The 12497-nt window shown below is 59.1% G+C and carries 11 protein-coding genes; 2 read left to right on the top strand and 9 right to left on the bottom strand.

Translation table 11 applies throughout. The annotated features are described in order from the left end of the window. The first annotated feature begins 70 nt into the window (after positions 1 to 70). Complete coding sequence (gene tcdA, locus ACZ89E_RS16830) at positions 71 to 880, top strand: tRNA cyclic N6-threonylcarbamoyladenosine(37) synthase TcdA (protein ID WP_173860471.1); 810 nt, start codon at positions 71 to 73, stop codon at positions 878 to 880. Between the two features lie 89 nt (positions 881 to 969). On the opposite strand, the gene ACZ89E_RS16825 is transcribed toward tcdA, so the two are convergent. The 9 genes from ACZ89E_RS16825 to map all read right to left on the bottom strand — a co-directional run bounded on the left by ACZ89E_RS16825 (position 970) and on the right by map (position 11376). Further along, positions 970 to 1380, bottom strand: coding sequence for a SufE family protein (locus tag ACZ89E_RS16825; protein WP_149657388.1), 411 nt, complete (start codon positions 1378 to 1380; stop codon positions 970 to 972). Further along, positions 1377 to 2582 carry an aminotransferase class V-fold PLP-dependent enzyme gene (locus ACZ89E_RS16820; protein ID WP_149657387.1) on the bottom strand — a complete coding sequence of 402 codons (1206 nt, stop codon included), beginning with the start codon at positions 2580 to 2582 and terminating at the stop codon, positions 1377 to 1379. Before ACZ89E_RS16820 ends, ACZ89E_RS16825 begins: the two co-directional genes overlap by 4 nt. A gap of 193 nt (positions 2583 to 2775) precedes the next feature. Beyond that, the gene (dapD, locus tag ACZ89E_RS16815; RefSeq protein ID WP_149657386.1) at positions 2776 to 3810 is read right to left on the bottom strand and encodes a 2,3,4,5-tetrahydropyridine-2,6-dicarboxylate N-succinyltransferase; all 1035 of its coding nucleotides are present in this window, start codon (positions 3808 to 3810) and stop codon (positions 2776 to 2778) included. 33 nt (positions 3811 to 3843) lie between these two features. Next, the gene (locus tag ACZ89E_RS16810; protein ID WP_123597057.1) at positions 3844 to 4206 is read right to left on the bottom strand and encodes an ArsC family reductase; all 363 of its coding nucleotides are present in this window, start codon (positions 4204 to 4206) and stop codon (positions 3844 to 3846) included. A 295-nt stretch (positions 4207 to 4501) separates the two neighbouring features. After that, a complete protein-coding gene (locus ACZ89E_RS16805) occupies positions 4502 to 5239 on the bottom strand; it encodes a M12 family metallopeptidase (RefSeq protein ID WP_476256088.1) in 738 nt (245 codons plus the stop codon). 300 nt (positions 5240 to 5539) lie between these two features. After that, complete coding sequence (locus tag ACZ89E_RS16800; RefSeq protein ID WP_476256087.1) at positions 5540 to 6280, bottom strand: M12 family metallopeptidase; 741 nt, start codon at positions 6278 to 6280, stop codon at positions 5540 to 5542. A 171-nt stretch (positions 6281 to 6451) separates the two neighbouring features. Next, a complete protein-coding gene (dapC, locus tag ACZ89E_RS16795) occupies positions 6452 to 7648 on the bottom strand; it encodes a succinyldiaminopimelate transaminase (protein WP_463259524.1) in 1197 nt (398 codons plus the stop codon). A 198-nt stretch (positions 7649 to 7846) separates the two neighbouring features. Continuing rightward, complete coding sequence (locus tag ACZ89E_RS16790; protein ID WP_476256086.1) at positions 7847 to 10549, bottom strand: [protein-PII] uridylyltransferase; 2703 nt, start codon at positions 10547 to 10549, stop codon at positions 7847 to 7849. Between the two features lie 44 nt (positions 10550 to 10593). After that, positions 10594 to 11376 (bottom strand): type I methionyl aminopeptidase, encoded by a 783-nt coding sequence (map, locus tag ACZ89E_RS16785; RefSeq protein ID WP_123405751.1) that lies wholly within the window; start codon positions 11374 to 11376, stop codon positions 10594 to 10596. 373 nt (positions 11377 to 11749) lie between these two features. Between map and rpsB the strand changes: the two genes are divergently transcribed. Further along, positions 11750 to 12487, top strand: coding sequence for a 30S ribosomal protein S2 (gene rpsB, locus ACZ89E_RS16780; protein ID WP_003219330.1), 738 nt, complete (start codon positions 11750 to 11752; stop codon positions 12485 to 12487). Positions 12488 to 12497 lie beyond the last annotated feature (10 nt).

The following is a 12497-nucleotide window of genomic DNA, read 5'->3' as shown; positions in this document are numbered from 1 at the left end:
TTGTCGCTTGTAGCTTAGAACTTGTCGCTGCGTGGCCCTATAATGCGCGCCGGTTTTTGGGGTAATGGTCATGAGTACAGAAGATCCGCGGTTTGCCGGCATCGCTCGGTTGTATGGCATTGAAGGCCTGGAGCGCTTGCGCGCGGCCCATGTGGCGATTGTCGGCGTCGGTGGCGTCGGTTCCTGGGCGGCGGAAGCCGTGGCCCGCTGTGGTGTGGGCGAGATTTCGCTGTTCGACCTGGACGACGTCTGCGTCAGCAACGCCAACCGTCAGTTGCACGCGCTGGACAGCACTGTCGGCAAACCCAAGGTCGAGGTGATGGCCGAGCGCCTGCGAGGGATCAACCCGGATTGCACGGTGCACGCGGTGGCGGATTTCGTGACCCGCGAGACCATGGCCGAGTACATCACGCCGAACATCGATTGCGTGATCGACTGCATCGACAGCGTGAATGCCAAGGCTGCGCTGATCGCCTGGTGCAAGCGGCGCAAGATCCAGATCATCACCACCGGTGGCGCGGGCGGGCAGATTGACCCGACGCTGATCCAAGTCTGCGACTTGAACCGCACTTTCAACGACCCGTTGGCCTCGAAAGTGCGCTCAACCCTGCGCCGGGACTACAACTTCTCCCGCACCGTGACCCGCCATTACAGCGTGCCGTGCGTGTTCTCCACCGAGCAACTGCGCTACCCGAAACCGGATGGCAGCATTTGCTTGCAGAAGAGTTTTGTCGGCGATGGCGTGAAACTGGACTGCGCCGGTGGGTTCGGCGCGGTGATGATGGTGACAGCGACGTTCGGCATGGTCGCGGCGACCAAGGCTGTGGATAAGATTGTGGCGGGTGTGCGGCGCCCGGCGGATCGCATCAAACCTGCCTGACCTCCATGACCTGACAAAACCTGTAGGAGCGAGGCTTGCCCGCGAAGGCGTCGTACCTGACACACCGCTTTCGCGGGCAAGCCTCGCTCCTACAAGGGCGCAGCCAACTCATTCATCCGCTGTAACACGGCATTGAGGCCGTTACTGCGCGAAGGCGACAACTGCCGGCTCAATCCAAGCTGATTGAACCAATCCGGCAAATCCACCTGCTGCAACTCAACCGCCGACAACCCATTGACCCGGGCCAGCAGCAACGCCACCAACCCGCGAATCAACCGCGCATCGCTGCTCGCAGCGAACTGCCAATGTCCATCCTGCAATGCCCCAACCAGCCACACCTGGCTTTCACAGCCATGCACCCGGTTAGCCTCGACTTTATCCACATCGCTCAACGCCGGCAGGCGCTCGCCCCATTGCATCAGCAGGCGCGCCCGTTGTTCCCAGCTCCCGGCCTGCTGAAAGGCTTCCAGTGCCGTAACGGCATCGGCCGGCATACTCATCGCAACAGCTCCAGCGCCTGATCCAGCGCTTCAAAGAACCGCTCCAGATCCTCGGAATCGTTGTACAACGCCAACGACACCCGAATCGCCCCGGCCAATTCGAAGCTTTTAAGCAACGGCATGGCGCAGTGGTGACCGGCGCGCACGGCGATCCCTTGTTCGGTCAGCAGATGCGCCAGATCCGAGTTATGCACACCTTCGACGACAAAGCTGGCCAGTGCCAATTGCGGTTTGCCCAGCAGGCGAATGCCGTTGCGCGCCTCTAGGCCTTTCAACAGATAGTCGTGCAGCGCCGCTTCGTGGGCAGACACAGCGTCTTGATCCAAGCCGGAGAGGTAATCCAGGGTCGCCCCAAGGCCGATCACGCTGGCAATCGGCGGCGTACCGGCCTCGAAACCCAACGGCGCCGGGCGGAAGCGGGCGTCGTGGTAGTTGGCGTCCAGCACCATTTCGCCGCCGAATTGCCACGGTCGCAGCTGTTCAAGGGCTGTATTGCGCCCGAACAGCACGCCCAGGCCATCGGGGCCGTAGAGCTTGTGGCTGGAAAATACATAGAAGTCGCAACCCAACGCCTGCACGTCATGACGACCATGGACCACGCCTTGGGCGCCATCGATCACGGTCAGGGCGTTGTGCGACTTGGCCATTGCCAGCAACTCAGGCAATGGCTGCCAGACGCCGAGCACGTTGGACAGCTGACTGACCGCCAGCAAACGGGTGCGCGGGCCGATCAGTTGCGCGGCGGCTGCGAGGTCGATCACGCCGTTGGCATCCAGCGGCAATACCACCAGTTTCAAGTCGCGACGCAGGGCCAGTTGCTGCCAGGGCAGCAGGTTGGCGTGATGCTCCAGAGCGCTGATGACAATTTCATCGCCCGGGTTGAATAGGTGTTCCAGGCCATACGCCAGGAGGTTCAGCGCGGAGGTCGCGCCGTGAGTAAAAATGATCTGCCCGCAATCGCCCGCGTTGAGCCATTGCGCGACTTTGTTGCGGCTGTCCTCGAACGCCTGGGTGGCGTGGGCGCCGGGCAAGTGTTGCGCCCGATGCACGTTGGCTGCGCCATTGGCGTAGTAATGCGCCAGGGCATCCAGAAGGGCTTGAGGCTTTTGTGTGGTGGCGGCGTTGTCCAGGTAGGTCTGGTCTTGCCGTTGCAGAGCGGCGATGGCCGGAAAATCGGCGCGCCAGGGAGAAGGAATCATCATGCTATCGGGCCCTGGTAAACATGGGCGGGGGGAACGCCTGACCTTGCCCTTGACCTTGATGTTGATCTTGATCTTGATCTTGATCTTGTAGGAGCGAGGCTTGCCCGCGAAGCTTTTGGCGGCCTCAAAGGCCCCTTCGCGGGCAAGCCTTGCTCCTACAAGGGCAGGGCGCAGGTATCGTCGAACGCTCTGCTTAGTTGTGAGCGTGCAGCGCTTCGTTCAGTTCGATGGCCGATTTGTGGGTTTTGCATTCCACGGCACCGGTTTCCGAATTGCGACGGAACAGCAGGTCAGGTTGACCGGCCAGTTCACGGGCCTTCACCACCTTGACCAGTTTGTTGTGCTCGTCCAGCAGCGCAACCTTGGTGCCGGCGGTCACGTACAGGCCCGACTCAACGGTGTTGCGGTCGCCCAACGGGATACCGATACCGGCGTTGGCGCCGATCAGGCAGCCTTCGCCCACCTTGATCACGATGTTGCCGCCGCCCGACAGGGTGCCCATGGTCGAGCAACCGCCGCCCAGGTCCGAACCCTTGCCGACGAACACGCCAGCCGAGACGCGACCTTCAATCATGCCCGGGCCTTCGGTGCCGGCGTTGAAGTTGACGAAACCTTCGTGCATCACGGTGGTGCCTTCGCCCACGTAGGCGCCCAGGCGGATACGCGCCGCGTCAGCGATACGCACGCCGGCCGGGACCACGTAGTCGGTCATTTTCGGGAACTTGTCCACCGAGAACACTTCCAGCAACTCGCCACGCAGGCGGGCTTCGAGTTGATGCTCGGCCAGTTCGGCCAGATCGATGGCGCCCTGGCTGGTCCAGGCGACGTTCGGCAGCAGCGGGAACACACCGGCCAGGTTCAGGCCGTGGGGCTTGACCAGACGGTGGGACAGCAGGTGCAGCTTGAGGTAAGCCTCAGGCGTGGAGGTCAGTTGAGCGTCGTCGGCCAGAATGGTCGCGACCAGCGGCTTGTGGCTTTCGGCCAGACGGGTCAGCAATGCAGCCTGGCCGGCATCGACGCTTTTCAGTGCTTCAGCCAGTTGCGAAGCCTGGGCGGTGGTGAACGCGATGGCCTGGTTGCCTTCGGTGTAACCCAGCACTGGCGCGATGGCCGCGACCAAATCGGCCGACGGGTTGAGCAGTGGCTGTGCGTAAAACACTTCCAGCCAGGCGCCTTGACGGTTTTGAGTGCCGACGCCGAAGGCCAGGCTGAACAGGGAATTGGACATGTTGAGACCTCTAACAAAAAGGAACGGGCTGCCTTACTTGAGTGCGGCCGCGTAGATATCTGGCTTGAAGCCAATCAGGGTTCGGTCACCGAGATCAAGCACCGGGCGCTTGATCATCGAGGGTTGTGCCAGCATCAGTTCGATGGCTTTCGCTTGGTCGAGATCGGCTTTGCGTTCGTCGTCGAGTTTGCGAAAGGTCGTGCCTGCACGGTTCAACACCACTTGCCAGCCGTGCTCGTCGCACCATTGGCTCAGGTGTTCACGGTCGATTCCGGCCGTCTTGTAATCATGAAAGTCATAGCTGACAGCGTGTTCATCGAGCCAGGTGCGCGCCTTTTTCATGGTGTCGCAGGCTTTGATGCCGAAAAGGTGCAACGTTTTACTTGAAACGGTCAAGGAATTGCCCCCTTTACAGGTGCTGGAAAAAAATGGTGACGGATTATGCCATGGCCTTCCGGTTAAAGCGCAAAACCTGATGTGGGGTTGCGGGCTGCACGGGCCTGCCAGCAGTCTAGGCGGCAAATATGGCACTTCAAGGATACCTGTCTGATCCCGCTGATGCGGGTCGGCGGGTCACGCCCGATCGGAGGAGAGCCCGTGCCATTGGTGCAAACCGGCGCGGGCGTATTGTGCGAGGTGTTGGGTGAGGTGGAGCTGAGTGAAGCCAGGCCAGGACAGTTCAAGTAGCAACTTAATTAGGCTCGTAGGGGTACATGGAACTGATCAATTCTTTATCCAGTTCGCTGAGCGTTGTGTTCTGGACAATTTCAAACTCACCGTCGGTAAATTCCTTTTGGACCATGTAGTGCATGATTGACGTGGTGTCGTAAGGCGTTCGACGTACGGACGCTGGAGGATATGTCGCAAAGAAATTCTGATGGATTTCATCTCTCGATACATTGAGTGCCCGGCCGTAATCTTCGTAAACCTTTTCTTTATTCCAAGGGATCTTTGATTCTGGATGTAAATGTTCATGCAGCAGTCCCAAGGCATGTCCGAATTCATGCAGCACCATGGCCTCAAACCCCTCGTCCGCAGGTTTGACGGCGATGTACATGGTCGGCTTGGACATCGTTCTGAAAAGCAGCGCATCAGTGCCGATGCTTGAAGCGTTTCGAGAGGTGTTGGTGGAGATTCTGATGTCCCCGTCATTCACGGGGCTGAACTCGATAAGCAGGTTGACGTATTGATCCCATTGCCAAATTACATGTTCGATGGCATTGCGCAGTTCGGCGGTTGGGTTGTCGGTAAAAGATATTCTCAATAACCGGTGCGACGCCCAGTGTTTGTGAAAAGTGGCGGTCGCACGTCTGCCGCGTTCCCCGGATGACTTTTTTCCGGCATTGTCCGGGTTTTCAGCAATGGCAGTGTCGTAGGCTTCTTGTTTGTCGACGTGTCGTATCACTGTACAGAGGAGAGGCAGGGTCATATTAACCTCCATGTTTCGTTGGTTGTTGTCTCAATGGGCGAGATTGAAATCAAATCCTCTCCATATAAGAGGACTTGATTGTGGGTCGGGCCAGCCTGGGCAGGTCAAGTAAGTCCAGGTTCGATGATAAAACCTGTGTTCTTTGCGTCCGGGCAAGGATAAGCCTCGGCCATGAACGCCTTGTCCTTTTCACTGAGCATCAGATTCAGGTCAATCTGAAGTGTCGTGGTCCTGGATTAAATCTTGATTGTCTGGACTGCGTATCAAAGCGTTTTAGTCGGGTGCGGGTGAAGTTTGTTATTAATCGATCGGCTGTTCGGCTTTTGGGTAAGCCTTGCGCATGTTTCGCCTGTCAAGTTTGCTGATGCGAGTGTTGTAGCCTACTTCCCAATCTCCCAGCGTGATTTCGTTGGGAATTGAATAGTGCATGATCGACTCCTTGTCGTAGGCACCGCTAAGAAGTCCGTTAGTGGGCAGAGTGCGGAACAAGTTGAAATCGACGTCATCCTCGGTCCATTTATCGAGTGTTTTATAAAACTCGTAAACCTTGGGTTTGTCCCAAGGGATATTCGCCTTGGGGTGCTGATGCTCGTGTTCGAGTCCCAAGGCATGTCCGAACTCGTGCAGCACGGTGGCTTCGAAATCGGTGCCGTCTGAAGGCGTGGCCAGGGTCAGGGTAGGCTGGTCTATCGGAATGCCTAAAGCATCGCTTCCAACAGCAGACGAGTTGTGCTCGGTGCCTGTCTGAATGCGGATGTCGCCGGGCAGGCTCGCGTCAAATGTGAATGTCAGGTTTGTGCTGGGCTGCCATTGCCGAATGATGCTTTCAATAGAATCTTGCAGGCATTGGGGCACCTCATTGAGAAAAGTGATGTTCAGGGTCCGGTAGTTTCCCCAGAACTTGCTCCAAGCACCAACGGAACGTTTACGTCTCCCGCCCGGGGCGGACTTTTTCTCGTTGGCCGGGTTTTCTGTAATAGCGGCCAGATAAGATGCTTCATCACTGATCGGCTTTATTACTTTGCAAGGGTTACGGTTCATGACTAACTTCCATGTGAGTTAAAAAGAATGCCTGAGTTGTTTTGGGTGTTCAGGTCCACGGAAGATTAAGCGAGAAAGACTGACTTGTTAAGTTTGAATAAGGTTGGAGCTGTTACTTGATGTTGGCAAGTTCCCGCACGGCATTGCACCGTGCAGGAAATCAATAACTTGTTACTTGCGGGTAATGAACGCGCGAATGCGTTCCGCCGCTTCAACGCACTCTGCCAGCGGTGCAACCAGGGCCATGCGGATGCGCCCGGCACCGGGGTTGAAACCCTCGACATCGCGGGACAAGTACGAACCCGGCACCACCGTCACATGCTCTTTGACAAACAAGTCACGGCAAAACGCTTCGTCATCGCCTTCAATATTCGGCCACAAGTAGAAACCGCCGTCGGGACGTTGCACGTCCATCACCGGGCTGAGGATTTCCAGCACCGCATCGTACTTTTCGCGGTACAGCGCACGGTTGGCGCGCACGTGCACTTCGTCATTCCAGGCGGCGACGCTGGCCAGTTGCGTCTGAACCGGCATCGCGCAGCCGTGATAGGTGCGATACAGCAGGAAGCCTTTCAGGATGTCGGCATCGCCAGCGACGAAGCCCGAGCGCAGCCCCGGCAGGTTGGAACGCTTGGACAGGCTGTGGAACACGACGCAACGCTTGAAGTCCTTGCGACCCAGTTCTACACAAGCGCTGAGCAGGCCTGGCGGCGGGGTTTGTTCGTCGAAATACAGTTCGCTGTAGCACTCGTCGGCGGCGATCACGAAGTCGTGTTCGTCGGCCAGGGCGATCAGCTTTTTCAGGGTTTCAACCGGGATCAACGCGCCGGTCGGGTTACCTGGGGAGCACAGGAACAGGATCTGGCAGCGTTTCCAGATGTCGGGCGAAACGGCGTCGAAATCCGGGTTAAAACCGTTTTCGTCCAGGCAGGGCAGGTAATGCGGCTTGGCCCCGGCGAGGAACGCGGCGCCTTCGTAGATTTGATAGAACGGGTTCGGGCTGACCACCAGCGCATCTTCGCCACGGTTGACCACGGTCTGGGTGAAGGCGAACAGCGCTTCTCGGGTGCCGTTGACCGGCAGCACATTGCGCGCCGGGTCGAGCCAGCCGTTCGGCACGTTGAAACGACGTTCACACCAGGCCGCAATTGCCTCACGCAGGGCCGGGATGCCGAGGGTGGTCGGGTACACGGCCATCTGATCCAGATTACTGGCCAGGGCTTCGGCGACAAAACTTGGCGAGCGGTGCTTCGGCTCGCCGATGGACAGCGCGATCGGGCGCTTGTCCGGGTTGGGCGTGACGCTGCCGAGCAGGGCTCGGAGCTTCTCGAACGGGTAAGGCTGCAACTGGTTCAGAGCGTTGTTCATGCGGGGCCTCTTCTAATGTGGGAGCGGGCTTGTGTGGCGAGGGGGCTTGCCCCCGTTCGGCTGCGCAGCAGTCGCAAAGCCATTGCATGCGGTGTGTCTGAGACACTACGGATGCAGGTTTTGGGGCCGCTTCGCGACCCAACGGGGGCAAGCCCCCTCGCCGCAGTAAAACCACCCCCACAGGGGAAATATGTTGGTTCAGATGCTGATGCGCGACAGTTTGATCTCGGGTTCGTGGCTGACGCTAAGCTGCTCGACGATCGCATCCTGCAAACGGCTGCACAGCAACGGGTCGGACAAAGGCTGGTTGTTGGCGTCGGTGATGAAGAACACGTCTTCCACGCGCTCGCCCAGCGTGGCGATCTTGGCGTTCTGCAGCGACAGGTCGAACTCCAGGAAAATCGTGCCGATCCTCGCCAGCAGGCCCGGGCGATCGGGGGCGCTGAGTTCCAGCACGGTCACCGGACGCTGGGCGTCGTTGTGGATCGTCACCTGGGGCGCAAAGGCGAAATGCTTGAGCTGGCGCGGCACCCGGCGCTGGATGATCGTCGGGTAGTCGTCCGGATTGCGCAGGGCCTCGGTCAGGCCGTCGCGGATCTGCTTGACCCGCGCCGGGTTGTCGCCGATCGAGTCGCCGTCGGTGTCGAGCACGATGTAGGTGTCGAGGGTGAACTGGCTGCTGGAGGTGATGACCCGGGCGTCGTGAATGTTCAGGTTGAGCTGGTCCATTGCGGCCACGGTCACGGCGAAGAAATCGTGCTGGTCCGGCGCATAGATGAAGATCTGCGTGCCGCCCTCGAATTCGCGCTGGGTGGTCTCCTTGATCAGCACCAGCGGCCCGCCATCGGCCGGCTGTTGCAGGATCGCGTCGCTGTGCCAGGCCACGTCGCCGGCGGTGTGGCGCAGGAAATAGTCATCACCCAGCTGCGCCCACAATTGCTCGACATCGTCCGGATCGGTGCCGCCGCGCACCAGGATATCCAGGGCGGCGCTCTGGGTCTGGCGGATCTGTTCTTCGCGGTCCACCGGATTTTCCAGACCGCGGCGCAAGGCACGCTTGGTCTCGGTGTAGAGCTGGCGCAACAGGCTGGCGCGCCAGGAATTCCACAGCGTCGGGTTGGTGGCGTTGATGTCGGCGACGGTCAGCACGTACAGGTAGTCGAGATGGGTTTCATCGCCGACGATCTGTGCGAAATCGTGGATCACCTGCGGGTCGGACAAGTCCTTGCGCTGGGCGGTGGTCGACATCACGAGGTGGTTTTGCACCAGCCAGACAATCAGGCGGCTGTCCCATGTCGGCAATTGATGGCGTTGGCAGAAGGCTTCGGCATCCACGGCGCCGATGTCCGAATGGTCGCCGTGGCGGCCCTTGCCGATGTCGTGGTACAGGCCGGCGAGGTAGATCAACTCGGGCTTGGGCAACTTGGCCATGAGCTTGCTGGCCAGCGGGAATTTTTCCGATACCTGGGTGTACTGCAACTTACGCAGATGCTTGATCAGGTTCAGGGTGTGGGCATCGACCGTATAGATGTGGAACAGGTCGTGCTGCATTTGCCCGACGATAAAGCCGAACTCCGGCAAATAGCGCCCGAGGATGCCGTAACGGTTCATCCGTCGCAGGTTGCGGTGGATGCCGATCTTGCATTTGAACAGTTCGATGAACAGGCTGGTGTTGCGGATATCGTTGCGGAAATCGTCGTCGATCAGGTGCCGGTTTTCCCGCAGCAGACGAATGGTATCGGCGCGCACGCCCTTGATTTCCGGCTGTTGGGCCATCAGCACGAAGATTTCGAGCATGGCGAACGGCGTGCGGCGGAACACGTTGTTGTTGCGTGCCTCGATGTAACCATCGTGCAGTTGGAACCGCGAATTGATCGGCTGCGGCGGCGCTTCATCTTCCGGCGCGAGGATGACTTCCTCGAAGTGCTGGATGATCAGGTCGCTGAGCTGGGCAATGCTCATGACCACCCGGTAATACTGCTGCATGAAGTTTTCGATGGCTTGCTTGGCGTCATCGCCTTCGAAACCCAGCAGCCCGGCAATGGAGCGCTGGTGGTCGAACAGCAAGCGGTCCTCGGAACGCCCGGCGAGCATGTGCAGGGCGTAGCGGACCTTCCACAGGAATTCCTGGGACGAGGCCAGCAGGGCGTTTTCGCTCTCCACCAGGAAACCTTCGCCGGCCAGGGCCCGCAGGTTCAGGGTGCCGTACTCACGGCGGGCGACCCAGAGAATCGTCTGGATATCCCGCAGGCCGCCGGGCGAGCCTTTGACGTTGGGTTCCAGGTTGTACTCGGTGTCGTTGTACTTGTGGTGACGGGCCTTCTGCTCGGCGCGCTTGGCCAGGAAGAAGTCCTTGCTCGGCCACATGTGCGCGGTGCTGGTGACGTCGAGCATGCGCTGGCGCAGGCGCTCGGGGCCGCAGATGGTGCGGCTCTCCATCAGGTTGGTGACGACAGTAAGGTCGGCGCGGGCCTCGACGGCGCATTCGTCCACCGAACGAACGCTCTGACCGACCTCGAGGCCGATGTCCCACAACAACGTGAGAAAACGTTCGATGGAATCGCGGAAAACTTCGTGGTCGGCGCTGTCCAGCAGGATCAGCAAATCAATGTCGGAGTAGGGGTGCAACTCGCCGCGACCGTAGCCGCCGACCGCGACCAGCGCGATGTCGGCGTCTTCGCTCCAGTTGAACTGCTCCCAGGCCTTTTGCAGGATGTTATCGACGAACCAGGCGCGATCCTCGATCAGCCGGCGAATGTCCCGGCCGCTGCGAAAGCGCCCGTCGAGCACCTCGCGGGCCTGGCGAATCGCCTTCTTGAAGGCCGCGATCGGGCTGGCCTTCAGGGCCAGTTCAGCCTGGAACTGGCCACGGTCGAAGAGTTCGGGATCCACCTGCGGCATCGATTGGCTTTCCTTTCTATAAGGCTAGGGGCAGAACGGGTCGATCAGGCCGAAACGCGCGGGATGGTGTCATCGGCGCGCAGGGTGAAGATCTCGTAGCCGGTGTCGGTCACCAGCAGGGTGTGTTCCCACTGGGCGGACAATTTGCGGTCCTTGGTGATCGCGGTCCAGCCGTCGCCCAGGACCTTGGTGTCGGCCTTGCCCTGGTTGATCATCGGCTCGATGGTGAACGTCATGCCCGCTTTCAGCTCCATGCCGGTGCCGGCGCGGCCGTAGTGCAGGATCTGCGGCTCTTCGTGGAACACCTTGCCGATGCCGTGGCCGCAGAACTCGCGAACCACCGAGAAACCGTTCTTTTCCGCGTGCTTCTGGATCACTTCACCGATGTCGCCCAGGCGGCAGCCGGGTTTAACGATTTCGATGGCCTTGTACATGCATTCCTGGGTGACCTGGGACAGGCGCTCGGCCCAGACCGGCACGGTGCCGACGTGGAACATGCGGCTGGTGTCGCCGTGGTAGCCGTCCTTGATCACGGTCACGTCGATGTTCACGGTGTCGCCATTCTTCAGCGGCTTCTCGTTCGGAATGCCGTGGCAGACCACGTGGTTGATCGAGGTGCAGATCGACTTCGGGAAGCCCTTATAGTTGAGCGGGGCGGGGATGGCTTGCTGCTCGTTGACGATGTAGTCGTGGCAGATGCGGTCCAGCTCTTCGGTGGTGACGCCCGGTTTGACATGTTCGGCAATCATTTCCAGCACATCGGCGGCCAGTTTGCCGGCGATCCGCATTTTTGCGATGTCCTCGGGGGTTTTGAGGGTGACGGTCATACAGGCTCTCTCTGCGCTCAACGGCGCTTACTAATTCGAAATGGGCATTGTGCGATCAAGCTTCGCGGCCCTGAAAAACGCGATTCTAACAGACGATCAGCGCAAATCTGAGCCTCTGTGCATCGCTTCTCTCTATAGATAGGCGCATTCTTGAGCGATTCCAAGGGCGTTTATAAAGGCGCGCGCCAGGAATCGAGAATCCGGGTTCCGTTTTTTGCAGCCCTGTGATATAAAATGCGCCGCTTTCCGGGGATACCCCGAGAAGCTTAAATCCACACACGTGTCGACACGATGACCTGGGTGCCTTCAGCTGATGCTGCTGGTTGGTCATTGGGATACGTGGAGGCCAAACCCGACTTATTAAGGAACTATCATGTCCCAAGTCAACATGCGCGATATGCTGAAGGCCGGTGTGCACTTCGGTCACCAAACCCGTTACTGGAACCCGAAAATGGGTAAATACATTTTCGGCGCGCGTAACAAGATCCACATCATCAACCTTGAAAAAACCCTGCCAATGTTCAACGAAGCTCTGACTTTCGTAGAGCGCCTGGCCCAGGGCAAAAACAAGATTCTGTTCGTCGGCACCAAGCGTTCCGCTGGCAAGATCGTTGCTGAAGAAGCAGCACGTTGCGGTTCGCCGTACGTCGATCACCGCTGGTTGGGCGGCATGCTGACCAACTTCAAAACCATCCGTGCTTCCATCAAGCGTCTGCGTGACCTTGAAGTGCAAGCCGAAGACGGTACTTTCGCCAAGCTGACCAAGAAAGAAGCGCTGATGCGCACTCGCGATCTTGAGAAGCTCGATCGTTCCCTGGGTGGTATCAAGGACATGGGCGGTCTGCCAGACGCACTGTTCGTTATCGACGTTGATCACGAGCGCATCGCGATCACCGAAGCCAACAAGCTGGGCATCCCGGTTATCGGCGTAGTCGATACCAACAGCAGCCCGGAAGGCGTTGACTACATCATCCCAGGCAACGATGACGCAATCCGCGCTATCCAGTTGTACATGGGTTCGATGGCTGACGCTGTAATCCGCGGTCGCAACCACGTTGCTGGCGGCACCGAGCAGTTCGTTGAAGAAGCTCCGGTAGCAGCAGCTGAGTAATTGACGCCTT

It is taken from the genome of Pseudomonas sp. TE3899, from assembly GCF_056279105.1.
This window is presented reverse-complemented; position numbering and strand designations above follow the sequence as displayed.

Excerpts from the sequence above, each read along its gene's own strand:
- dapD (WP_149657386.1), bottom strand. The coding sequence starts at position 3,810 with ATGTCCAATTCCCTGTTCAGCCTGGCCTTCGGCGTCGGCACTCAAAAC.
- dapC (WP_463259524.1), bottom strand. The coding sequence starts at position 7,648 with ATGAACAACGCTCTGAACCAGTTGCAGCCTTACCCGTTCGAGAAGCTC.
- ACZ89E_RS16790 (WP_476256086.1), bottom strand. The coding sequence starts at position 10,549 with ATGCCGCAGGTGGATCCCGAACTCTTCGACCGTGGCCAGTTCCAGGCT.
- ACZ89E_RS16825 (WP_149657388.1), bottom strand. The coding sequence starts at position 1,380 with ATGAGTATGCCGGCCGATGCCGTTACGGCACTGGAAGCCTTTCAGCAG.
- ACZ89E_RS16820 (WP_149657387.1), bottom strand. The coding sequence starts at position 2,582 with ATGATGATTCCTTCTCCCTGGCGCGCCGATTTTCCGGCCATCGCCGCT.
- ACZ89E_RS16805 (WP_476256088.1), bottom strand. The coding sequence starts at position 5,239 with ATGACCCTGCCTCTCCTCTGTACAGTGATACGACACGTCGACAAACAA.
- map (WP_123405751.1), bottom strand. The coding sequence starts at position 11,376 with ATGACCGTCACCCTCAAAACCCCCGAGGACATCGCAAAAATGCGGATC.
- tcdA (WP_173860471.1), top strand. The coding sequence starts at position 71 with ATGAGTACAGAAGATCCGCGGTTTGCCGGCATCGCTCGGTTGTATGGC.
- ACZ89E_RS16800 (WP_476256087.1), bottom strand. The coding sequence starts at position 6,280 with ATGAACCGTAACCCTTGCAAAGTAATAAAGCCGATCAGTGATGAAGCA.
- rpsB (WP_003219330.1), top strand. The coding sequence starts at position 11,750 with ATGTCCCAAGTCAACATGCGCGATATGCTGAAGGCCGGTGTGCACTTC.